Here is a 21,727-nt window from a genome sequence, read left to right on the forward strand (position 1 = left end):
TCCTAGTCGGGTAGCTCGGCCAGGCCATAGACTCGGAGAGCTGCCGCCGTGGCCGCATCGACGTCACGATCATCAAAGGCAGACGTCAAGGCGGCCTGGTCCTCAGGTGAGATCTCGGATGGCAGAGGAACGCGAATTCGTCGCAGATACTGCGCTTGGAAGCGCAACGTCCCTCCGCGCATCTTCACTGCATACGCTTCCACGAAGGCTTCGGCCACCCGGGACAGCAGGATGCCCCCGAGTACTCGCATGTCCCACGAGTCCGAGACGATGAAGTACAGGTTGTGGTGAGGGTACAGCCGTCCTGGATCAAGCACCGGATGGATGGTCAACTTCATGTCCGGGAACAGCAACTTCGGCCTACCGGCCAGGTGCGGGTCGACCTTATCGATGGTCTTGTACCAACGATGGGGCTGCTTGACCGCTACGTACCGCTTTCGTAGAGCCTCGCCGTGCTCTTCGAGGTAGCCGGCCAGCTTGGGGTACTCGGAGAGGTCGACCAGATTGCCGGCGTCGTCCCAAGGGTTGACGAGGTGGCTGCCGTTCCAGTCGAGCCACCCGGACGTGGTGTCCCGCACCATCGCCATGGGGAGAAGCCGTTCCTTCTCGACAATGCTGGTGCTCTGCGTGAGGAAGACCTTGTCCGCTCCCGTGGCTACGCCAATTCCGACCCGTGTTCCGCTGGACGAGTCCTCCAACAGCCCGAAGCGGTCACTCAGGTCTTCCAGCATGGCCAGTCTGGCCGGCGACCCGGCAGGCCAGGAGTCGGTGCCATCGAACCAATGGGGAAGTCGGGCAGCGTGAAAGGAGTCACCGCTGATGTGCGGCTCATCTGCAGTGTTGACCCATTCTTTGAATTCGGCGATCGAGCCCGGCCCAAAGTGCTTCGTGGTGTCGGCGACGACGGCAGTTCCCTGCGGTCCGTTGCGGATGATGGAGATCGCCGGATAGGCGGATACCTGCTCTTGGAACGCATCTACGTCATGCATGCTGAGTACGAGATCAACACTGTATGAGCGTGATACGAGTTCGCGAAGCTTACTACCGTACTGATTTCGCATCCAGCGGTCGGCGCAGATGAAACCAAGCACTCCGTCGGGTTTGAGGCTTTTCAGTCCGATCTCGTAAAATCCGATGTACACATCAGCTCTGCCGCCCATGGCGGTGCAGGCCGACCTGTAGGCCTTCATTCGTTCAGCGGGAACGTCTTCCAGTCGAATGTAGGGGGGATTTCCTACGACGAAGTCGGCGTTTCTTCCCGGCTCTTTCTGAAGGAGATAGTCGCCCTGGTTGATCCACGCTTTGGCCAGCTTCCGGGCGTCATCCTGATTCCATCCATCCGCGTGGAGGCGCTCTGCGACCAGCTTGCGGCTGTCTCGGACATTGGGAGCCAGCAGGTCGTATGCGCTTACGGCGTCCACAGCTTCACCGATTGACCTGTCATGCAATCGGCAGGAGGCGCTTAGCCGCTCGGTGATCGGTCCGAGGAAGGCGCCGGATCCACAGGCCGGTTCCACGATGTGCATTTGAGTGAGATCGCGGTCGGGCGTGTAGCCGACCAGATCCAAGATCGCTTCGACCACCCAGCGGTGTGTGAATACCTCGCCGTGTTGAACCGCCTCGGTGAGCGAGTCACTGAGGTGAGCGCTGTCCGTGTTGGTAGTCGTGAGGATGCTTGCCACGCTGTGACGATACAGGCAGGCGGTCGGCGACTCGGGGCCCTGACGGGGTGGAAGCGGTCAAGGTGGCGGGGCCGCTTGGCAGGTGTCATGCCGGTTGTCTGCAGGACACCACGCCGGCTGCCGACGGGCGTCGGATTTCTACCCACCATTGCCGGGCCCCCTCACGTTCACGACGACCTGTCGGAACCCGCAGACGACGCTCCGTCCATCTCGGAGTCGCGATGTGGTGGTCGCGTGCGCGCTGCGGAACCGGCAGAGCATGTCCAGGCGTGGCGAACTGTTCGCGCAGCCCGCCAAGGGTTGATTGAGCACATGCGAAAGGCTCTGTGGCGAACGTGAGGGGTGGTTCAGGCAGCCGAGGTCGATCTTCCGACTCGGCCTGGTCCCGGACGCGGCCTGCCCGCCGGGCCCAGCCGCCTTGGCCGTAGGCCGGGGTTGTCCCGGTCCGTGCGGGCTGCGGGCCGGTCAGAGGATGGCGACCGGGGCCACCGGGGTGCCTACCGCGCCGACGAAGGGTTCGGGCATCGCGGAGAGGAGGAACGCGTGGCGGGATTCTTCTGCACAGGCTGTGGACAACTTTTCGAGATTCCAGTTCTGGCCCTGGTGCATGCCCATCTCCACCAGGTCCAGCGCGTGCACCGGCAACCAGAGGTTGTCGATCTCCGGCGGGAAGATCTCGAAGGTCAGGGTGTCATTGGCGACGGCCGCCACGTCCCGGGCGTGGAACCACTCGGGCGTACGGACGGACAGGCCGGGTGACGGGAAGCCGTAGCCGTGCTTGTCGCCGGCCAGGTAGACCTGGATCTGGCCCGTGCGGACCAGGACGATGTCCCCGGCGCGGACGGTCACCCCGCCGAACTCCTCCGCCTCCGCGAGGTCCTCGGGCGTCACGGCGTGGTCGCCCGGGAGCCGGTCCAGGCCCTTGGCGCGGGCCACGTCCAGCAGGACCCCGCGCGAGACGATGGGTCCCGCCTTGTCGATGCCGCTGAACTCCGCCCGCCCGTGCGCCGTGACGGTGCCGGCGGGGCGGCCGTTGTAGATCCTCCCGGAGTGGGAGACGTGGGTGAGGGCGTCCCAGTGGGTGGCGCACTGGAGTCCCATCGTCACGGCGTCGTCGCTGCACGCGACCGTGCCCGGACCGAAGATCTCCTGGTTGACCTGCACCATCGTGTGCAGCGGGTTGATCCGGCCGGGGATCATGCCGACCTGTACCCCGTCCTCCTTGAGCGGGAGCGCGAGCGGGATCCGGCGGCCGGTGCGGATCTCGGCGGCGGCTGCCCGGACGATCTCGTCGGTGATCAGGTTGAGGGTGCCGATCTCGTCGTCCGCTCCCCAGCGGCCCCAGTTGTTGACGCGCTTGGCGATGTCGTGGAACTCGGCGGGCATGCCCATCTGACTCATCAGCTCCTTGCCATGTGGAACCCCACAGGGGCTTGTGCGGGCGCGTCCGCCTGCCCATAGAATCTAACGGTCCGTCAGAAATCGCGGGAAGGGGTCGGGCGTGGGGAACTTCTTGGCAGGCAAGGTCGTCGCCGTCACCGGCGCGGGCCGGGGCATCGGGCGGGCCGTGGCACTCGCCGCGGCCGCCGAGGGCGCCCGGGTCGTCGTCAACGACTACGGCGTCGGCATCGAGGGCGGCGAACCCACGAGCGAGATAGCCGAGGCGGTGGTCAAGGAGATCGTCGCCGCGGGCGGCGAGGCCGTGGCCGTCGCCGACGACGTCTCCACGATGGCGGGCGGACAGCGCGTCGTCGACACCGCGCTCGCCCGGTACGGGCGGATCGACGGTGTCGTGTGCGTGGCGGGCATCCTGCGCGAGCGGATGCTCTTCAACATGTCCGAGGAGGAGTGGGACCCGGTCGTCGCCACCCACCTCAAGGGCACCTTCACCGTCTTCCGCGCCGCCTGCGCCGTCATGCGCAAGCAGGGCGGCGGCACCCTGATCGGCTTCACCAGCGGCAACCACCAGGGCTCCGTCGCCCAGGCCAACTACAGCGCCGCCAAGGGCGGCATCATCTCCCTCGTCCGCTCCGCCGCGCTCGGGCTCGCCAAGTACGGGGTCACGGCCAACGCCGTCGCGCCCGTCGCCCGTACCCGGATGTCGGCCAACGTGCCCATGGAGCTCAAGGAGATCGGCGAGCCCGAGGACGTCGCCGCGCTGGTCACCTACCTGCTCTCCGACCGGGCCGTCGCCGTCGGCGGCGAGCGGATCACCGGGCAGGTCTACACGATCGCCGGCCCGAAGATCGCCGTGTGGGCCCAGCCGCGCGAGCTGCGCGCCGGGTACGCGGAGGGCTCCTGGACCCCGGAGAAGATCGCCGACTTCCTCCCCGGGACGGTCGGTACCGATCCGATGCCGATGCTCGCGCAGCTCGAAGCCATGGCGAAGGCGGCGGCCGCCAAGGACCGCCCCAACGCGTAGAGGGGGGCCGGTGGACTTCAGCTTCGGGGCCGAGGACGAGGCGCTGCGCGCCCGCGCCCGGTCGTGGCTGGCGGGGCACCTCGTCGGACCGTACGAACGGGCCGTCGGCCTCGGCGGACCCGGCAGCGAACACGAGGAGGTCGCGGCGCGGCGCGCCTGGGAACGGGAGTTGGGCGCCGGCGGCTGGATCGGACAGGGCTGGGAGGTCCCGGACGGGGCCTACGGGCAGCGGCGGCTCTCCCTGACCGGGCAGGTGGTGTGGGCGGAGGAGTACGCGGCGCTGCGCGCGCCCGGCCGGGTCGGCCACATCGGGGAGAACCTCCTCGCCCCCACCCTGATCGCCCACGGGAGCCGGGAGCAGCGCGAACGCTTCCTGCCCGGGATCGCGCGGGGCGAGGAGCTGTGGTGCCAGGGGTACAGCGAGCCGGGCGCCGGGTCCGACCTCGCCGGCATCCGCACGAAGGCGGTCCGGGACCCGGGCGTCCCGGGCGGCCCGTACCGGGTCACCGGGCAGAAGATCTGGACCTCCCTGGCCCGGGACGCGGACTGGTGCTTCGTCCTCGCCCGGACGGAGGCCGGATCGCGGCGGCACGCGGGGCTGTCGTTCCTCCTGGTGCGCATGGACCAGCCGGGGCGCGTCGAGGTCCGGCCGATCCGGCAGATGTCGGGGACGGCGGAGTTCAACGAGGTCTTCTTCGACGGGGCCCTCGCCGCCGAGGTCGTCGGCGGCGAGGGCAACGGCTGGTCGGTGGCCATGGGACTGCTCGCCCTCGAACGCGGGGTGTCCACCCTGGTCCAGCAGATCGGCTTCGCCGCGGAGCTGGAACGGGTGCTGGCGGCGTACACGGCCTCGGGCGCGGGCGGCACCGGGTACGGGGCCGGGTGCGGGGCCGCGGGAGAGGGCGACCCCGTACTGCGGGACCGACTCGTACGGCAGTGGGCCGAGCTGCGCACGATGCGGTGGAACGCGCTGCGGACCCTGGGCGCGGCCGGTGACGCGGGCGCGCCGAGCGTGGCGAAGTTGCTGTGGGGCGGCTGGCACAAGCGGCTCGGGGAACTGGCGGTCGCGGTCCGGGGCGCGGAGGCCGCCGCCGGGCCCGTGGACTGGGCGCCCGGTCTGCCGTACGAACTCGGACTCGACGAGGAGCAGCGCCTGTTCCTGTTCACCCGCGCCGACACGATCTACGGCGGTTCGGACGAGATCCAGCGGAACATCATCGCCGAGCGCGTGCTCGGCCTGCCGAAGGAGCCCAGGTGAGAGGCGTCGTGTTCGACGGCAAGCAGGCCCAGGTGGTCGAGGATCTGGAGATCCGCGACCCGGGGCCGGGAGAGGTGCTCGTCGCGATGGCGGCGGCCGGGCTGTGCCACAGCGACCTGTCGGTGATCGACGGGACGATCCCCTTCCCGCCGCCGGTGGTGCTGGGGCACGAGGGGGCGGGCGTGGTGGACGCGGTCGGCGCCGGGGTCACGCACGTGGTGCCCGGCGATCACGTCTCCCTGTCCACCCTCGCGAACTGCGGGGCGTGCGCGGACTGCGACCGGGGCCGGCCCACGATGTGCCGCAAGGCGATCGGGATGCCGGCGCAACCGTTCTCGCGGGGCGGGAAACCGCTGTTCCAGTTCGCCTCCAACTCGGCCTTCGCGGAACGCACGATCGTCAAGGCCGTCCAGGCCGTGAAGATCCCCTCGGACATTCCGCTGACCTCGGCGGCGCTCATCGGGTGCGGGGTCCTGACGGGCGTCGGGGCGGTGTTGAACCGGGCGAGGGTCGACCGGGGCGAGTCGGTCGTCGTCATCGGCACCGGCGGCATCGGCCTCAACGTGCTCCAGGGCGCGCGGATCGCGGGCGCGACCACCATCGTCGCGGTGGACGCCAACCCGGCGAAGGAGGCGGTGGCCCGACAGTTCGGCGCCACCCACTTCATCGACGCCTCGGCGGTCGCGGACTCCTCGGCGGCGGTGCGGGAGATCCTGCCCACGGGGGCGGACCACGCCTTCGAGTGCGTGGGCAACGTGAAACTGATCCGCCAGGCCGTCGACCTCCTGGACCGGCACGGGCAGGCGATCCTGCTGGGCGTGCCGGGCTTCAAGGAGGAGGCGTCGTTCCTCGTGTCGTCCCTGTACCTGGACAAGACGATCATGGGCTGCCGGTACGGATCCTCGCGCCCCCAGCGCGACATCGCCCTCTACGCCGAGCTGTACCGGCAGGGCAGGCTGCTGCTGGACGAACTCGTCACCGAGGTCTACCCGATCGAGGACTTCGCCAAGGCCGCCGACGACGCCCACCACGGCCGGGTGGCCCGCGGGGTCCTCACCTTCTGAGCCGCCTGCTCCGAGTCGTCTTTCGAGCCGCCTTTCGAGGTGGACGGCGAAGGGCCCGGCCGACGGGGAATCCGTCGGCCGGGCCCTTCGGGGCGGGGCGTCAGTCCGTGAAGCGGCCGAAGCGGCCCTTGTGGAAGAGCAGGGGATCGCCCTCGCCGTCCGCGCCCATGGCCTCGACGCGACCGACGACGATGAGGTGGTCCCCGCCGGTGTGGACGGCGTGGATCCGGCAGTCGATCCAGGCGGGCACGTCGTCGAGTCGCGGCGATCCGGTGACCGGGCTCGGGCGGTGCGGGACGCCGGCGAACTTGTCGGCGCCGCTCACGGCGAACGAGCGGCACAGGCCACCCTGTTCGGCCCCCAGGATGTTGACGCAGAAGACCCCGGCGCGGGCGATGCGCGGCCAGGTGGTCGACGTACGGGCCACCATGAACGTGACCAGGGGCGGGTCGAGGGAGAGCGACGCGAAGGACTGGCAGGCGAAGCCTGCCGGCCCGTCCTCGTCCGCGCCGGGTGGGGCGGTGATGACCGTGACCCCGCTGGCGAAGTTCGACAGCACGGCCCGGAACTCGGCGGGGCTGACGGGCGCGCGCTCGTCCTCGCCGACGGCCCGCAGGTCGGGGCGCGGCAGCGTGTTGACGGGTTCCGGCTCCGCCGCGGCGGAGGTGGGGGAGCCCACTGACCTGAGGTATCGGACGACGGTGGCCGCCATCCCTGCGTGTCCCATCACAGGAACGATTGAAGCTGACGGGGCGTCAGATAGGAAGGGGTGGGCGGGATCGGGCGAATGCGGCGCTCCGGCGGATGAGGCATGGGCGGGCCGGTGGGCGGGTCGACGGCCGGGGGCGGTGGGTGTGCCTCGTACGGATGAAATTCCCCCGTACGGGTGAAACCGGCGCCTCGCGCGGACTCGAACGCCCGGCTGCCCCGTGCGGGCTCGGCATGGTGGCACCCGTCCCATCCGCCCCGTCCACCCAGGAGGATCCTCATGCTCGGCACCGATTTCCGTACCGGCTCGCCCAACTGGCTCGACCTCGGCAGCCCCGACATCGCCAGGGACGCGGCCTTCTACGGCGCCCTCTTCGGCTGGGAGTTCGTCTCGGCCGGCCCCGACGCCGGCGGTTACGGGTTCTTCCGGCTGGACGGCAAGACCGTCGCCGCGATCGGCGCGCTCACCGAGGAAGGGGCGAAGCCGGCCTGGATGGTGCACTTCGACACCCGCGACATCCAGGCCACCGTCCAGGCGATCAAGGACGGCGGCGGCACGATCCGCATGGAGCCCACCGACGTCATGGGGCAGGGGTGGCTGGCGCAGGCCACCGACCCGCAGGGCGCGGAGTTCGCCCTGTGGCAGCCGGGCCGGACCGCGGGCTTCGAGCTGGGCTCCGCTCCCCACAGCCTCATCTGGGTGGAACTGCACGTACCGGACCCGGCCCGGGACATCGCCTTCTACAACGGCGTGTTCGGCTGGCGGCACGCGGAGATGCAGGCGACGCCCGAGATGGCGTACCGCGTGCTCAGCATCGCCGACGGGGACCAGCAGGACGGTTCCTTCGGCGGCGTCGCCCCCTCGCAGGGCGGCGGCCCGACGGGCTGGGTGCCGTACTTCAACGCGCCGGACGTCGACGGCACCGTCGCCAAGACCACCGAGAACGGCGGCACCGTGCTGATGCCGCCGGCCGACGTGCCGAGCGTCGGCCGGATCGCCTTCCTCACCGACCCGGCGGGCGCGATGTTCGCCTTGCTGAAGCCCGACCCGCAGATGTAGTCCCCGGCGCGCGGTCCCCGGCCGTGAGTCGCGGTCGCGGTCGTGGGCCGGTCCTCAGCGACCGAGGTACTTCGGGGTGCGGCGCTCCACGAAGCTCGCCACGCCCTCGTTCGCGTCGGCGGTGGTCATGTTGATCTCCTGGGCGGTGGCCTCGGCGGCCAAGGCGGTCGCCCGGTCACCGTCCAGCGAGACGTTGACCAGCTGCTTCGTCATGGCGATGGCCCGGGTCGGGCCCTGTGCGAGGCGTTCCGCCCACTCCCGGGCCGTCGCCTCCAGGGCCTCGGCCGGGACCACCTTGTTGACCAGGCCCAGACGTTCGGCCTCGGCGGCGGGCAGGGCGTCGCCGAAGAACATCAACTCCTTGGCCTTCTGCGGTCCGAGCAGCCTCGGCAGCAGGTACGCGCCCCCGCCGTCCGGGACCAGCCCGCGGCGGACGAACACCTCGATGAACCGCGCCGGTTCCGCCGCGATCACCAGATCGCAGGCCAGTGCCAGATGGGCGCCGATCCCGGCGGCCGTGCCGTTCACCGCGGCGATCACCGGTTTCTCGCAGTCGAGGACCGACGTGATCAACCTTTGCGCCCCCGACCGGATCAACCGGGCCACGTCCCCCGCGATCCGCTCGCCCGCGGCGGGCCCCCCGCGCAGGTCGGCGCCGGCGCAGAACCCCTTACCGGTCGCGGTGACGACCACGGCCCGGACGGCGGGATCGCACGAGGCCCCGTCGAGCAGGCCGATGACGCGCTCGCGCTGCTCCATGGTGACGGCGTTCATGGCCTCGGGACGGTTCAGGGTGATCCAGGAAACGCCGTTCTCGGTGCGGTGCAGCACGAGGGAGTCGATGTCCGGTGCGGTCGTGGCGTCCGGTGCGGTCATGGGGTACGGGCTCCAGTCGGTCCGGGCTCGGGAGGGCGGGGGACGAGCGGCGGTCAGCGGCAGATGGCCAGCGCGTCGAGCGCCACCGCGCCCTGGCCGCGCGGGAGGACCATCAGCGGGTTGATGTCCAGCTCCGAGAGCACGTCGCCCAGCTCCAGCGCCATCCGCTGGACCCGCAGGACGACCTCCACCAGCGCGTCCACGTCCGCCGGCGGGGCGCCCCGTACGCCTTCCAGCAGCGGATGGCCGCGCAGTTCCGTCAGCATCGCCCGCGCCTGGTCCTCGCCGAACGGCGGCACCCGTACCGCCGCGTCGCGCAGCACCTCGACCAGGACCCCGCCGAGGCCCACCGTCACGGTCGGCCCGAAGAGGTCGTCCCGGGTGACGCCGACGACCATCTCCACGCCGCGCTCCACCATCTGGCAGACGAGGATCCCGTCCAGCGGGACGTTCTCGTAGCGCGCGATGTCCGTCAGCTCCCGGTACGCGTCGCGGATCTGACTCGCGGAGGTCAGGCCGATCTTCACCAGCCCCAGCTCCGTCTTGTGACCGAGCTGCGGGCCCGAGGCCTTCATCACCACCGGGTAGCCGACCAGTCCGGCCGCGCGGACGGCCGCCGCCGCGCTGGTCACCAACTGCTCGCGGGGAACCCGTATCCCGTACGCCCGCAACAGCTGCTTCGCCGCGTGCTCGCTGAGCTGCTGGCCCGGCCGCATCAGGGCCTGCGCCTTGCGGTACGAGGGCGAGGGCGTGCGCGGGGCCTCGTCGAAGGGGGAACGGTAGGAGGCGGTGAACCGGTGGTGGCCGAGGTAGGCCCGTACCGCGGTGATGCAGTTGCCGAAGGTACGGAACGTGGCGACGCGGGAGGAGCCCAGCAGGGTCGTGCGGTACGCCTCCTCGGTGCCGACGGGGGAACCCCAGATCACGCAGACCAGCTTGTCGCTCTGCTCGGCCGCGTCCACCAGGTCCTGCGCCAGCCTGTCGCTCATGGGCGGGAAGGGGCCGGTGATCGGGCAGATCAGCACGCCCACGGACGGGTCGGCCAGGAGCGCGTCGATGATCTTGCGGCCGCGCCAGTCGCCGACGGGGTGACCGCCGTTGTCCACGGGGTTCGCGACGTTCAGGTACTCCGGGATCCACTGGTGCAGCTCGTCCTGCTTGGCCTGCGTCAGGGTCGGCAGGCTCAGGCCCGCCTCGGTGGCCAGGTCGGAGAAGTGGGCGCCCGTGCCGCCGGAGATCGAGTACACGACCACGCCGTCCGCCAGCGGCTTGCGGGCCCGCGCCAGCAGGGCGGCGGTGTCCTGGAGCTCGTCCAGGCCGTCCACCCGGATCACCCCGAACTGGCGCATGGCCGCGTCCACGACGGTGTCCGCGCCGGTCAGCTTTCCGGTGTGGGAGGCGGCCATCCGGGCGCCCGTCTCGGTGCGGCCGACCTTGACGGCGACGACCGGCACCCCGTTGCGGGCGGCCCGGTCGGCGGCCAGCAGGAAGGAGCGGCCGTCCTTGAGTCCCTCGACGTAACAGGCGATGGCGCCGACCTCGGGCCGCTCCGCGAAGTAGGAGATGAAGTCGGAGGTCTCCAGGTCGGCCTCGTTGCCCGTCGGCGCCCAGTGCGAGAGCCGGATGCCGAGCTCCTGGAGCGTGTACACGGGCCGGCCCTGGTGGCCGGACTGGGTGATCAGCGCGATGGCCGGGCCGTCGAGGTCGTCACGGAACGCCTCGAAGGCGTTGAGGTTGGTGTTCGGGCCGAGCAGGCGCAGGCCCGAGCGTTCGACGGCGGCCGAGAGCCGGGCCTGGGCGGCGGCCCCGGCGTCGCCCGTCTCCGCGAAACCGGAGGCGAAGGCCACCGCGAACTTGACCTTGGCCTCGGCCAGTTCCTCGATGACGGGCAGCGGGTCGCCGACGAGCAGGACCGCCAGGTCCACCTGCTCGGGCAGGTCGGCCACCGAGGCGTGACACGGCAGCCCGAAGACGGTGGCGCGGGTCGGGTGGACGGGGTGGATCCGGGCGCCGACCCGCTGCGCCCAGGCGAGGAGCTGCCGGGTGATGCCGGTGTTCGGCCTGCCCTCGGCGTCGGAGGCGCCGATGACGGCCACCGACTCGGGCCGGAAGAACCGGTCCAGGTCGGGGACCTCGGCGTGCAGGGGGCGACCGCTGACGTCCAGGGCGACCGCGTCCTCGGCGGACGGCGCCGCCGAGGAGTGGACGGCCGTCCTGGGGGTCTCCCCGCAGGCCTCGACGCGTGCGCGGAAGTCGGTGGTGAGGGTGCCGTGAGTAGATCCAAGCATCGTTCCGCCCGCTCCTGCTCGATGAACTCCATGAACCGAACTCATGAACGCACAACGCGAATGCACGACGTGAATGCGCTAACTGACGCGTAGTCAGATTACTGAACTGACGCGCCGTCAGGAACAGGCCTGCGCAGGAAAGGTGGTGGAGGTGATGTGGTGAACGGTGGCAGATCCCCCCACCGCGGGTCCAGGCGGGATTCGGCCGAGGCCGCCGGGGGCTGGGGCGAGGGCTGCGGTGGGGGCTCGGGTGAGGGCTTCGGCGAGGCTTCGGGCGGGGTGGTGCGGGGGCGGTGCGGGGCCCGGCCTCAGGGGCGGGTGCGGTCCTTCCGGGCCACCGCCTTGGCGATCTTCCGGGCGTCCAGTGCCAGCTCGCGGAGCATGCCGCTGATGGGGTTGGTGAAACCGGTGAAGTACAGATCGGGCGCGTGCGCGGGAGTGCGGCCGCCGTGTACCCGCGGCCGTCCCCGGTCGTCCAGTACGTCGAGGTGACCGACCAACCCCTCCAGGGCCCGCCGGTAGCCGGTCGCCGCGATCACGACGTCCGGGCTGATCCGCGTACCGTCCGCCAGTACCACTTCGTCGCCGTCGAGGGCGTCCACGGCGGCGACCGGTTCGACCCGGCCGGACCGGACGGCGTCGATCAGCCCGACGTCCTGGATCGGGATCGCCCCCTGCCTGACCCTGCTGTACAGGCCGGTGGCGGGGCGGGGCAGCCCGTACGCCGACAGGTCCGGGACGGAGGCCCTCGCCACCAGCGCGGACAGCCGGTCCACCAGCCACACGGGCAGCCGGCGCACCAGGATCCCGGTGCGTTGGGCCGGCCAGCCCGCGGTGGAGCGGCGCACGATGTGCGGGGCGGTGCGCACGGCGAGCCGCACCCGCGCGGCGCCGCCCTCGGCGAGGTCCACGGCTATCTCGGCGCCGGTGTTGCCGACGCCGACGACCAGTACGTCGCGGTCCGCGTACGGGGCGGCGGCCCGGTAGTCGGCGGCGTGCAGCAGTTCCTTGCCGTACGCCTCACGGCCCGGCCACTTGGGCAGCCGGGGGGTGTGGTTGAACCCGGTCGCCACGATCACGGCACCGGCCGCCAACTCCCGGCCGCCACTGGCGTGCAGGGTCCAGCCGGAATCGTCCGCGGCCCGCTCGATCCGTGTCACCTCGACCCCGGTGACCAGCTCCAGCTCGTGGAACTCGGCGTACTTCTCCAGGTAGCGCACCACGTCGTCGCGCGCGACCCAACGTCCGAAACGACGCGGCACGGCCAGGCCGGGCAGCGCGGAGAGCCGTCGCGTCGTGTGCAGGTGGAGCCGGTCGTAGTGGCGGCGCCAGGAGGAGCCGACGGCGTCGGACTTCTCGACGACCACGGCGCGGACCCCGCGGGTGCGCAGGGCGGCGGCGACGGCGAGGCCGCCGGGACCGGCGCCGATCACGTACGTCGGGCGGGGCTGGGTGGTCATGTCGGGAGCTTCGGGCATGAAGAGTGATCGTATCGACACACAGAGTTGGTGGGTCTCGGACGAGGAGGGAATCGATTGCGGATCGATCACGGGGTGCCGTGGGGGCGACCGTCGGGGTTCGACCCCGGGTGTCGCGGCTCGGTGCGCGGGGCCTCGCGGTTCGATGCGCGGGGCCTTGCGGGATCGGTGTGGATCCGCTCAACTGACGTACCGTCAGATTGCGAGAGGGGTGGAGGACGCCGATGCAGACCATCTGGCTCAGCGGGGCCGAATGGACAGCCGTGCTCCGGATAGGCCTCGGCCTGTGGTGGCTGGAGAGCTGGCGGCACAAGGACAAGAAGGGCTGGTTCGAACGCGGCACCGGCATCGCCTGGGCCGCCGACGTCGCCCGCAAGCACCGCTGGGGCTTCGTCAAGGGCGGCTTCGACACGGTCGTCCGGCCGAGGCCGAAACTCGTGGCGTACGTGGTCGTGTACGCCGAACTCGCCCTCGGACTCGGCCTGGTGCTCGGCCTCCTGACGCCCGTGGCGCTGGTCGGCGGACTGCTGCTGAACCTGCTCTACCTCGTGCTGATGATCCACGACTGGGCCGAGCAGGGACAGAACGCGATGATGGCGCTCATCTCGATCGTCGCACTGTTCGCGATGGGCTGGCAGGTCTGGTCACTCGACGCGGCGATGGGACTCTTCCTGTGAACACCGTCCGGTACGACCTGCCCGAGGTCGACGACTTCACCCGCCCGTACTGGGACGCGGCGGCGCAAGGCCGACTCCTCCTCCGCCGCTGCGCGGACTGCGGGCGCGCCCACCACTACCCGCGCGAGTTCTGCCCGTACTGCTGGGCGGGCGAGGAGCGCGTGACGTGGGAGCAGGCCGGGGGGCGGGCCGTGCTGTACACGTGGTCGGTGATCCACCGCAACGACCTGCCGCCGTTCGGGGAGCGGGTGCCGTACGTGGCGGCGGTCGTGGACCTGGAGGAGGGGCCGCGGCTGATGACGGAGCTCGTGCCGGCTTCCGGGGGCGGGTCGTCCGGGGGCGGGTCCTTCGGGGACGGGGGTGTGGTCTCCGGGGCCGGGTCCTCCGGGGGCGGGTCCTCCGGGGCCGGGTTGCGGGTCGGGATGCCGCTGGAGGTGGCGTTCCGCGAGGCGGCGGAGGGGGTGTGGGTGCCGGTGTTCGGGGTGGCGTAGCCCTGGTCGTTGCCGTTGCCGTTGCCGGGCGGTGGTGGTTGCCGCGTTGCCGTCTTGCCGTCTTGCCGTCTTGCCGTGTTGCGGTTGGTTGCTGCCGGTCCCGGCTGCGCCGGGCGCCTCAAGCGCCGGCGGGGCTGGGGGGTGGGGGTTGGGCGGGGGGTCGTGGTCGGTGCCGGGGTGGGGTGTCGTCCGGGACTGTGTGATTTAGGCGCCCTGGCCAGGCTCCGTCTGTTGGGCGGGGGTTGCGCGCCACAAATCTCACTTCTACGTCCCGGCCGACACCCCACCCCGTCCCCGCCCCCGACCGGACAGTCCGACCCCGGTGGAGTGAGACGAGCCGCCGCTCCGGGCCCCTTCCGGTACGGCCACCCTCCCGGTCCGGGCCGCCCAATCCATCCCCGCCGGCGTTTGAGGCGCGGGGTGCGGGCCCACCCTCCCGGTCCGGTCCGGCTAATTCAGCCTCGCCGGCGTTTGAGGCGCGGGGCGGAGCCCCGTGACGCGCGGCGGAGTCGGGGGCGCTTCGCGCGAGGGTGGCGTGGGCTGACGCACCGGCCTCGCCGCCTGCTCCCGGTGCGGTTCGGCCCATTCAGCCCCGCCGGCGTTTGAGGCGCGGGGTGCGGGACCGCCCTCCCGGTGCGGGCCGGTCCATCCAGCCTCGCCGGCGTTTGAGGCGCGGGGTGGAGCCCCGTGAAGCCCGGCGGAACCGGGTCCGCTTCGTGCAATGGCGTCGCCGCCGTTCGCGGCGCGCGGCGGGTCCGTCAGGGCCAGAGGAGGGTTCGGGTCCAGGGGCCGGCGGGGGTGCGGCGGTAGTGGAGGCGGGTGTGGCGGCGGGCCGCGTCGCCCTGGAAGAACTCGGCTTCCGTCGCGTCGAGCACGTACCGCGTCCACGTCGGTGCCACCGCGTCCGGCTCGGCTCCCGCGCGCTCCCACGCCGCCGCCGAGGCCTCGGCCAGGTCCGCGAGGGAGGGCAGGACCTCGCTCTGGTGTCCTGTCAGGGCGGCGGCGAGCGCGCCGCGGGACCTGACCGCGAGGTCCGCTCGGCTTTCCTCGGGTCCGCACGCCGTGACCCGGCCGCGGAGGCGGATCTGCCGGCCGACCGCGGGCCAGTAGAAGCCGAGGGCGGCTTCGGGTCGGGCCGCGAGTTGTCGCCCCTTCTCGCTGGTGGCGTGCGAGGCGAAGTGCCAGCCGCGCTCGTCGGCGTCGTGCAGCATCAGCGTGCGTACGTCGGGGCGCCCTTCGGCGTCGACCGTGGCCAGGGTCATCGTGTGCGGTTCGAGCTGTCCGGCCTTGGCGGCGTCGACGAGCCACTCCCGGAAGAGGGGGAGCGGGTCGGTCGGTGCCGTGTCCGGGTCGAAGCCGGGCAGCCGGGTGTCCCACACGCGCAGGGAGTGGAGGGTGGCGTGGAAGTCGGCGTCGCTCGTCTCACTGGTCATGACGCCATCGAACACCATCGCACCAATGAGGGGATTGTCCTCACGCGGGCGAACTGCCGTTCATATGATGCGTCTGTTTCGGACGGATACCGGTGGGGGTTGGGCATGCGCGGAATCAAGGGCAGGGGCGTCAGACGGGCGCTGGTGGCGGTGCTGGTGGCCGGGGTGGCCGTGGCGTGCGGGCCGGCCGAGACGGGTGGGCCGGCCGGTTCGCCGTCGGTGATCCGGTCGACGGCTCCGGTGGCGCCGACCTCCGCGCCGCCGACGGCCGCGCCGACCGCGGCTTCGTCGTCGGCGGCGGTGACCCCGACGCCCACCCGGGTGGTGCTGCCCAAGGCGACCCCGGCCGCCGGGACGCCCGACGCGAAGGCGCCGACCGGGTCCGCGGTCGAGGTGCCGACGAAGGCCCCGGCCAAGGCGCCGACGAGGGTTCCGAGCAAGGCCCCGACGAAGGCCCCGACGAAGGCGCCGCCGGAGCCCGCGGCGGCGGACTGCGAGATCGTCTCCAACGCGGGGAACTGCTACAACGCCGGTCAGTTCTGCCGCAAGGTCGACGTGGGGCGGTCCACCCACGCGGGCAACGGCCGGCTCATCCACTGCCGGCAGGACGGCAAGCAGCCGCGCTGGCAGTACTGAGGTCTCAACCCCGGCCCAGGATGACCGTCCCCGAGGAGCAGAACCAGCCGCCCGTGCCCGAGGCGAGGGCCACCTCGGGGAGCCGGCCGCCCGCCTTGGTGACCTGGCCGGCGCCGGCCTCGCCGCGGAGTTGGCGTACGGCCTCGACCAGCAGGAAGAGGCCGCGCATGCCGGGGTGGCAGGCCGACAGTCCGCCGCCGTCGGTGTTGACGGGGAGTTCCCCGTCGCGCAGCAGTCGGCCCTTCTCGACGAACGCTCCGCCCTCGCCCTTCGCGCAGAAGCCGAGGTCCTCCAGGGTCACGAGGGTCATGTACGTGAAAGCGTCGTAGATCTCGGCGAGATCGACGTCCGCCGGGGTCAGTCCGGCGCGCTCGAAGGCCTGGCGGCCGGAGACGGCGGCCGGGGAGACGGTGAAGTCCTCCCATTCCGACATGGTGGTGTGGGAGACCGAGGCACCGGCGCCCAGGATCCAGACCGGGGCCTTGGCGGTGTCCGGTACGAGGTCCTCGGCGACCAGCAGGACCGCGCAGCCGCCGTCGGAGCGGATGCAGCAGTGCAGTTTGGTGAACGGGTCCGCGATCATGTCGGAGGAGAGGACCTCGTCCACGGTGAGCGGGGTGCGGAACATCGCGTCCGGGTTGGTGGCGGCGTTCGACCGGGCCTGTACGGCCACCGACGCGAGCTGTTCCAGGGTCGTGCCGTACTCGTGCATGTGGCGGCGGGCGGCCATCGCGTACTTGGCGACGAGCGTGTGTCCGTACGGGACCTCGAACTGGAGGGGTCCGCGTGCGCCGAAGGAGAGGTTCGCGGTGCGCCTGCGGGCCTTGATGTCGGCGCGGGCGGTGGATCCGTAGACCAGCAGGACGGCCCGGGCGTGGCCGGCGGCGATGGCGTCGGCCGCGTGGGCGGCCATCACCTCCCAGGTCGAGCCGCCGACCGAGGTGGAGTCCACCCAGGTGGGGCGCAGTCCCAGGTACTCGGCGACCTCGATCGGGGCCAGGGTGCCGAGGCCGGCGGAGGCGAAGCCGTCGATGACGGACCGGTCGAGTCCGGAGTCGGCGAGGGCCCGGCGGGCGGCCTGCGCGTGCAGGGCGTAGGGGGTGGGGCCGTCCACCCGGCCGCAGTCCGAGAGGGCGACGCCGGCGACCGCGACCCGGCGGCGCGGCGTGGGGGCGGTGGGGGTTCGGGGCGGTCCAGACAGTCCAGGCATGGGGCGACGGTATATCTGACGCTGCGTCAGACGCTAGTGGGGGTAAGGGGGTTGGCTCGACTGTTCTCTTTCGTCGCGACCGTTCGCACCGGAAGTTCGACGCGGGCGCCGTGCCCCGGCTCGTACGGTCGCCCCATGACCTCCTCGCCTTCCGCCGACCACCCGCTCAAGGCGGTGGCGGCCCTGCTCGGCGGTGTCCTGCTCGTCGGCGGCGTCAGCTCCCTGCTGCACGAGTGGTTCGGCTTCATCCGCTTCCTGGGCTTCCTGCGGTTCCTCGTCCCCGACGGTCACGAGATCCTCGGCGGCGTCGTCATGGCCTGCCTGGGCTGCGCACTCCTCGCGGTCGCCGAACTCCTCGGCGGGCGGGGTCGCCGCTGACCGCCCCGTCGCGGGTCGTCGAACCCCCCTCGCCCGCCCCCTGTGCATCTGGCTCCCGCCGCCCTAACATGACGGCCCGTCAGATACGGGGAGGAGCCCGACGATGGATGCCGCCTTCACCGCGGAGCAGCACGAGATGCGCCGCACCCTGCGCGAAATCCTGGGCAAACGCTGCGGACCGGACGAGGTCAGGGCCGCCGTCCGCACCACCGCCGGACACGACCGTGAACTGTGGCGACAGCTCGCCCGGCAACTCGGCCTGCCGGGCATCGCCATCACCGAGGAGTACGGCGGCGTCGGCTGCGCCCCGGCCGACCTCGCCCTCGCCTGCGAGGAGACCGGCCGGGTCCTGCTGCCCTCGCCGCTGCTCGCCACCGCCGTACTCGCCGCGCCGCTGATCACCGCCCTCGGGACGGAGGCCCAGCGCGCCGCGCTGCTGCCCCCGCTCGCCGCCGGCGGGTTGACGGCCGCGCTCGCCGTACCCGGGCCCGCCCTGGCCACGGCCCTCGCGCTGACCGGCGACAACGTGCCGGGGGAGTGGGCCGGCGGCGGGCGCGCCGGTGGGGTGCAGGCCACGTCGGGGGAGGACGGCTGGCGGCTGTACGGGGAGGTCCCCCAGGTGCTGGACGGCCACAGCGCCGGGCTGCTCCTGGTCGCCGCGCACACCGGCGGCTTCGCCCGCAGCCGGACCTTGCTGTTCCTCGTACGGGAGGACGCGCCCGGACTCGTACGGGCCCGGCAGTCCACCCTGGACGAGACCAGGGCCCAGGGCCGGATCCAACTGCGCGACGTACCGGCCGAATTGCTCGGGGACGGGCAGGGGGACGTACCGGCGGCCCTCGCCGCCACCGGGCGCACCGCGGCCGGGGTGCTGGCCGCCGAGGCGGTGGGTGCGGCGGATCAGGCGCTGGCCCGCACCGTGGACCACGTACGGCAGCGCGAACAGTTCGGCCGCGCCATCGGGTCCTTCCAGGCGGTCAAACACCGCCTCGCGGACCTCTACGTACAGGTGCAGGCGGCCCGCTCCGCCGCCTACTACGCCGCCTGGGACCCCGAACAGGGGGGCCTTGCCCTCGCGCAGGCGCTGGAGGCGCTGCGGATCACCTCGGGCGAGGCGATCCAACTGCACGGCGGCATCGGATTCACCTGGGAACACGACGCGCACCTCTACTTCAAGCGGGCCGCGGCCGACGAGCTGCTCTTCGGCCCGGTGCACCGGCTGCGGGCACACGCCGCCCGGCGGGCGGGCCTGTTCGGCCCGCCTGTCCCGTCCGCCGTCCCGTCCACGACCGCGAACACGAACACGAACACGTCGACGACCGCGAACACGTCCACGACCACGACCACGACCACGGAGAGGATGGCCGTCTGATGGCTCCCGTCGGCGTCAGGCTGATGCAGAAGGTCTCCTCGACCATGCTGTTCGCCAAGATCGCACCACACGTCATCCCGGCCATGGACAAGGCCGTGCACAGGCTGACCCGCGGCAAGGTCATCCTGAGCGCGCAGATGCTGCCCGGCGTGATCCTCACCGCCAAGGGAGCCAGGTCCGGCCTGCCGCGCACCACACCGCTCGCCTGCATGCCGGAGGACGACGGCGCGAGCTGGCTGCTGATCGGCTCCAACTTCGGCCGCCCGGGACATCCCGCCTGGACCGGGAACCTGCTCAAACACCCGGACGCGGACGTGAGTTGGCGCGGTCGGGACATCGCCGTACGGGCCCGGCTGTTGCAGGGCGAGGAACGTGCGGCGGCGTGGCAGGCGGCGCTGAGGTTCTGGCCGCCGTACGCGACGTACCAGGCGCGCATCGAGCGCGAGATCCGGCTGTTCCGCCTGGAGCGTCGCTGATCGCGGCGGAGGTCCGGGTGAAGCACGGCGGGAAGCCGGTGGAGCGCCGGCGCGAAGCCGGGGGCCCGGCGCGAAGCCGGGGGTGAACCGACGGGGTCGGGGGTGGGCGCCGGCGGGGACCGGCGGGTGGTGGGGGCTGCGGGAGCGGGCCCGGGCGGCGGACCAGGACCCCTGGCGGGGGCCCGGGGTCCGCCGCTACTTGGTCGGCTTCTTGCCGGTGATGCCGAGGTGGACGAGCAGCGCCAGGTTCGGCTTGAGCTCGGCCTGCTTGACTCCCCAGGTCTGGAAGCCCTTCTGGTGCGAGGCGACCGCGGCCAGCATCGCGACCAGCGAACCGGCCATCGCCGCCGGGCTGAGGTCCTTGTCGACCTTGCCCTTGGCCTGGAGTTCCTTCATCGACTCCGTGAGGGAGTTCGTGACGGAGTTCAGGATCTTCATGCGGATCTTGTAGAACCGCTTGTCGCCCTCGGCCGCGCCGAGGTCGACGACCCGGAGGATCGCGTCGTTGCGTCGCCAGAACTCCAGGAACCCTTCGACGAGTTCCTCGGCCGCCGCCCAGCCGGCCTTGCCGACCCAGTTGCGACCTTCGACGAGCGCCGTCAACTGCGCGCCCTCCGTGGCCATTTGTTCGGCGATCTCCAGGACGGCGCCCTCGACGTCCGGGAAATACTGGTAGAAGGTCGCGGGGGAGGTTCCGGCCTTGCGGGCGACGTCGATCACCTTGACGTCGCGGTACGGCGAGGAGCTGAGCATCTCGCTGAGGCAGTCGAGCAGCTTCTGCCGCGTCGCCTGGCCGCGCCGGCCGGCGACACGCCCGTCGACGGTGCGTACTTGTCCTGTCATGCCGTCAGCTTACCGAGGGGTGATCGGGGCGCTATTCGGCCGCCTGCAAATGGGGTTACGAGGCCGCCGGCCTGCACGGGAGCAGCTGCGGGTCGGCTCCCCGACCGGGCCCGAGGGGCGGGTTCCGCGCCCCGCGGGCGAAGGTTCGAGCCGGCGGTTTCCGGCCGGCGCGCACCACCGGCGTCACTGCCGTGCCCCGCCCGTGCCCCGCCCCCGCTCGCGACCCGCCCCCGCCCCCGCTCGCGACCCGCCCCCGCCCGTGTTCGGGGCCCGCCCAGGCCCGCATCCGGGACCCCGTGCGTATCGTGACGTATCCCCCGAATAGTCTTGTCAACAGGCTGTGGACAAGTTTTCGGACACATCATGGCTGGGAGGTACGGAGGGTACACACCCCCGCACAACGGAAGGAACCGGGCTGATGGCCGCATTCGCGGAAGGCTCCCCCTGCTGGGTGGACGCCTCGCTTCCGGACGTCGAGGCGGGCAAGCGCTTCTACGGTGAGCTCTTCGGATGGTCCTTCGGCGACAGTGCGGGCGCCCAGTACGGCCACTACACGCAGGCCTACGCCCGGGGCCACAACGTGGCCGCCCTCGCCCCCAAGCCCGACGGCCGGATGCCCACCGTCTGGGGCGTCTACCTGTACACCTCCGACGCCTACGCCTGCGCCGCCCGCATCCGGGCCGCCGGCGGCCAGATGGTGATGGACCCCCAGCCCGTCGGCCCGTACGGCACCGCCGCCATGGCGGCCGACCCGGGCGGGGCCGTCTTCGGGCTGTGGCAGCCCGGCACCCACCACGGCTTCGAAGCGCAGCAACAGCCCTACAGCTACTGCTGGTCGGAGGTCTACACCCGGGCCCGCGACGCCGTGGACGTCTTCTACGACAGGGTCTTCGGCTACGTCGCCGAGGATCAGGACGACCCGGAGACCGGCATCGAGTACCGCGTCTGGTCCCCGCCCGGCAACCGGGCCGGATCCGAGACCGCCGTGCTGGGGCGCAGCCTGATCACCGCCGCCTTCCCGGAGATCATGCCCGCTCACTTCCTCGTCTACTTCGCCGTCCCCGACTGCGACCAGACCGTCGCCACCGTGCAGCGTCTCGGTGGCCGGGTCACCGCCGATCCCTTCGACACGCCGTACGGTCGGATCGCCGTCGTCGCGGACAACCAGGGGGCCGTCTTCGGCCTGCTCTCGGAGCCCCGGACCAAAGCCGCTCCCGAAAGCCACGCCTGACCCGGGGCCGGACCCGGCGCGGGCCTGACAGAATCGAGTCTTGCGCGACGTCCGGCACCGCCGGGGTGAGACGCTGCACGGGTGCGGTGGGGCGAACCCCCGTACGCGGGACCCGCATGTGGGACCCGCACGGCAGGCCCTGCG

At 71.8% G+C, this 21,727-nt stretch carries 20 protein-coding genes; 11 read left to right on the plus strand and 9 right to left on the minus strand.

Annotation, left to right across the window (positions count from 1 at the left end):
- Nucleotides 1–2 precede the first annotated feature (2 nt).
- Nucleotides 3–1,682 carry an Eco57I restriction-modification methylase domain-containing protein gene (locus OHA84_RS20805; protein WP_266970303.1) on the minus strand — a complete coding sequence of 560 codons (1,680 nt, stop codon included), beginning with the start codon at nt 1,680–1,682 and terminating at the stop codon, nt 3–5.
- Between the two features lie 465 nt (nt 1,683–2,147).
- Nucleotides 2,148–3,074, minus strand: coding sequence for a cyclase family protein (locus tag OHA84_RS20810; RefSeq protein WP_053680972.1), 927 nt, complete (start codon nt 3,072–3,074; stop codon nt 2,148–2,150).
- Between the two features lie 109 nt (nt 3,075–3,183).
- On the opposite strand from OHA84_RS20810, the gene OHA84_RS20815 reads away from it, so the two are divergent.
- The 3 genes from OHA84_RS20815 to OHA84_RS20825 are packed head-to-tail and all read left to right on the plus strand — an operon-like array spanning nt 3,184 to nt 6,426.
- Nucleotides 3,184–4,104, plus strand: a complete 921-nt coding sequence (locus OHA84_RS20815; protein ID WP_053680970.1) for an SDR family NAD(P)-dependent oxidoreductase — start codon at nt 3,184–3,186, stop codon at nt 4,102–4,104.
- A 10-nt stretch (nt 4,105–4,114) separates the two neighbouring features.
- Nucleotides 4,115–5,362 (plus strand): acyl-CoA dehydrogenase family protein, encoded by a 1,248-nt coding sequence (locus tag OHA84_RS20820; protein ID WP_266970300.1) that lies wholly within the window; start codon nt 4,115–4,117, stop codon nt 5,360–5,362.
- Entirely contained in the window at nt 5,359–6,426 is a 1,068-nt protein-coding gene (locus OHA84_RS20825) for a Zn-dependent alcohol dehydrogenase (RefSeq protein WP_053680967.1), read from the plus strand. The genes OHA84_RS20820 and OHA84_RS20825 overlap by 4 nt, the downstream gene beginning before the upstream one ends.
- A 100-nt stretch (nt 6,427–6,526) precedes the next feature.
- Here OHA84_RS20825 and OHA84_RS20830 read toward each other — a convergent pair whose 3' ends face one another.
- Nucleotides 6,527–7,138 carry a flavin reductase family protein gene (locus tag OHA84_RS20830; RefSeq protein WP_053680965.1) on the minus strand — a complete coding sequence of 204 codons (612 nt, stop codon included), beginning with the start codon at nt 7,136–7,138 and terminating at the stop codon, nt 6,527–6,529.
- 276 nt (nt 7,139–7,414) lie between these two features.
- Between OHA84_RS20830 and OHA84_RS20835 the strand changes: the two genes are divergently transcribed.
- Complete coding sequence (locus OHA84_RS20835; protein WP_053680963.1) at nt 7,415–8,194, plus strand: VOC family protein; 780 nt, start codon at nt 7,415–7,417, stop codon at nt 8,192–8,194.
- A gap of 54 nt (nt 8,195–8,248) precedes the next feature.
- Here OHA84_RS20835 and OHA84_RS20840 read toward each other — a convergent pair whose 3' ends face one another.
- The 3 genes from OHA84_RS20840 to OHA84_RS20850 all read right to left on the minus strand — a co-directional run bounded on the left by OHA84_RS20840 (nt 8,249) and on the right by OHA84_RS20850 (nt 12,836).
- Nucleotides 8,249–9,070, minus strand: coding sequence for an enoyl-CoA hydratase/isomerase family protein (locus OHA84_RS20840; RefSeq protein WP_053680961.1), 822 nt, complete (start codon nt 9,068–9,070; stop codon nt 8,249–8,251).
- Nucleotides 9,071–9,123: 53 nt separating this feature from the next.
- Nucleotides 9,124–11,358 (minus strand): acetate--CoA ligase family protein, encoded by a 2,235-nt coding sequence (locus OHA84_RS20845; RefSeq protein ID WP_053680959.1) that lies wholly within the window; start codon nt 11,356–11,358, stop codon nt 9,124–9,126.
- Nucleotides 11,359–11,666: 308 nt separating this feature from the next.
- Entirely contained in the window at nt 11,667–12,836 is a 1,170-nt protein-coding gene (locus OHA84_RS20850; protein ID WP_266970296.1) for an NAD(P)/FAD-dependent oxidoreductase, read from the minus strand.
- Between the two features lie 224 nt (nt 12,837–13,060).
- Between OHA84_RS20850 and OHA84_RS20855 the strand changes: the two genes are divergently transcribed.
- Nucleotides 13,061–13,513, plus strand: coding sequence for a DoxX family membrane protein (locus OHA84_RS20855; RefSeq protein ID WP_266970294.1), 453 nt, complete (start codon nt 13,061–13,063; stop codon nt 13,511–13,513).
- Entirely contained in the window at nt 13,510–14,004 is a 495-nt protein-coding gene (locus OHA84_RS20860) for a Zn-ribbon domain-containing OB-fold protein (RefSeq protein WP_266949069.1), read from the plus strand. The genes OHA84_RS20855 and OHA84_RS20860 overlap by 4 nt, the downstream gene beginning before the upstream one ends.
- 758 nt (nt 14,005–14,762) lie before the next feature.
- Here OHA84_RS20860 and OHA84_RS20865 read toward each other — a convergent pair.
- A complete protein-coding gene (locus tag OHA84_RS20865; RefSeq protein WP_266970292.1) occupies nt 14,763–15,437 on the minus strand; it encodes a pyridoxal 5'-phosphate synthase in 675 nt (224 codons plus the stop codon).
- A 105-nt stretch (nt 15,438–15,542) separates the two neighbouring features.
- On the opposite strand from OHA84_RS20865, the gene OHA84_RS20870 reads away from it, so the two are divergent.
- Entirely contained in the window at nt 15,543–16,073 is a 531-nt protein-coding gene (locus tag OHA84_RS20870) for a hypothetical protein (protein WP_266970290.1), read from the plus strand.
- Nucleotides 16,074–16,077: 4 nt separating this feature from the next.
- Here the strand turns inward: OHA84_RS20870 and OHA84_RS20875 are convergent, their stop codons facing one another.
- Complete coding sequence (locus tag OHA84_RS20875) at nt 16,078–17,283, minus strand: acetyl-CoA acetyltransferase (protein WP_266970288.1); 1,206 nt, start codon at nt 17,281–17,283, stop codon at nt 16,078–16,080.
- A gap of 135 nt (nt 17,284–17,418) precedes the next feature.
- Here OHA84_RS20875 and OHA84_RS20880 point away from each other — a divergent pair, with 135 nt between their 5' ends.
- From OHA84_RS20880 to OHA84_RS20890, 3 genes are all read left to right on the plus strand, one after another.
- Nucleotides 17,419–17,661, plus strand: coding sequence for a hypothetical protein (locus tag OHA84_RS20880; RefSeq protein WP_053681163.1), 243 nt, complete (start codon nt 17,419–17,421; stop codon nt 17,659–17,661).
- A 103-nt stretch (nt 17,662–17,764) separates the two neighbouring features.
- Entirely contained in the window at nt 17,765–19,033 is a 1,269-nt protein-coding gene (locus OHA84_RS20885) for an acyl-CoA dehydrogenase family protein (protein ID WP_266970286.1), read from the plus strand.
- Nucleotides 19,033–19,509, plus strand: coding sequence for a nitroreductase family deazaflavin-dependent oxidoreductase (locus OHA84_RS20890; protein ID WP_053681168.1), 477 nt, complete (start codon nt 19,033–19,035; stop codon nt 19,507–19,509). Before OHA84_RS20885 ends, OHA84_RS20890 begins: the two co-directional genes overlap by 1 nt.
- Nucleotides 19,510–19,704: 195 nt before the next feature.
- On the opposite strand, the gene OHA84_RS20895 is transcribed toward OHA84_RS20890, so the two are convergent.
- The gene (locus tag OHA84_RS20895) at nt 19,705–20,352 is read right to left on the minus strand and encodes a TetR family transcriptional regulator (protein WP_053681170.1); all 648 of its coding nucleotides are present in this window, start codon (nt 20,350–20,352) and stop codon (nt 19,705–19,707) included.
- A 418-nt stretch (nt 20,353–20,770) separates the two neighbouring features.
- Here OHA84_RS20895 and OHA84_RS20900 point away from each other — a divergent pair, with 418 nt between their 5' ends.
- Entirely contained in the window at nt 20,771–21,583 is an 813-nt protein-coding gene (locus OHA84_RS20900) for a VOC family protein (RefSeq protein ID WP_053681172.1), read from the plus strand.
- The last annotated feature ends 144 nt before the right edge of the window (nt 21,584–21,727 follow it).

The organism is Streptomyces sp. NBC_00513, assembly GCF_041431415.1.
In the GTDB taxonomy this organism is placed as follows: Bacteria; Actinomycetota; Actinomycetes; order Streptomycetales; family Streptomycetaceae; genus Streptomyces.

Coding starts and splice junctions, on each gene's coding strand:
- OHA84_RS20810 (WP_053680972.1), bottom strand. CDS start 3,074: ATGGGCATGCCCGCCGAGTTCCACGACATCGCCAAGCGCGTCAACAAC.
- OHA84_RS20830 (WP_053680965.1), bottom strand. CDS start 7,138: ATGGCGGCCACCGTCGTCCGATACCTCAGGTCAGTGGGCTCCCCCACC.
- OHA84_RS20835 (WP_053680963.1), top strand. CDS start 7,415: ATGCTCGGCACCGATTTCCGTACCGGCTCGCCCAACTGGCTCGACCTC.
- OHA84_RS20840 (WP_053680961.1), bottom strand. CDS start 9,070: ATGACCGCACCGGACGCCACGACCGCACCGGACATCGACTCCCTCGTG.
- OHA84_RS20845 (WP_053680959.1), bottom strand. CDS start 11,358: ATGCTTGGATCTACTCACGGCACCCTCACCACCGACTTCCGCGCACGC.
- OHA84_RS20850 (WP_266970296.1), bottom strand. CDS start 12,836: ATGCCCGAAGCTCCCGACATGACCACCCAGCCCCGCCCGACGTACGTG.
- OHA84_RS20855 (WP_266970294.1), top strand. CDS start 13,061: ATGCAGACCATCTGGCTCAGCGGGGCCGAATGGACAGCCGTGCTCCGG.
- OHA84_RS20865 (WP_266970292.1), bottom strand. CDS start 15,437: ATGACCAGTGAGACGAGCGACGCCGACTTCCACGCCACCCTCCACTCC.
- OHA84_RS20870 (WP_266970290.1), top strand. CDS start 15,543: ATGCGCGGAATCAAGGGCAGGGGCGTCAGACGGGCGCTGGTGGCGGTG.
- OHA84_RS20875 (WP_266970288.1), bottom strand. CDS start 17,283: ATGCCTGGACTGTCTGGACCGCCCCGAACCCCCACCGCCCCCACGCCG.
- OHA84_RS20880 (WP_053681163.1), top strand. CDS start 17,419: ATGACCTCCTCGCCTTCCGCCGACCACCCGCTCAAGGCGGTGGCGGCC.
- OHA84_RS20885 (WP_266970286.1), top strand. CDS start 17,765: ATGGATGCCGCCTTCACCGCGGAGCAGCACGAGATGCGCCGCACCCTG.
- OHA84_RS20890 (WP_053681168.1), top strand. CDS start 19,033: ATGGCTCCCGTCGGCGTCAGGCTGATGCAGAAGGTCTCCTCGACCATG.
- OHA84_RS20895 (WP_053681170.1), bottom strand. CDS start 20,352: ATGACAGGACAAGTACGCACCGTCGACGGGCGTGTCGCCGGCCGGCGC.
- OHA84_RS20900 (WP_053681172.1), top strand. CDS start 20,771: ATGGCCGCATTCGCGGAAGGCTCCCCCTGCTGGGTGGACGCCTCGCTT.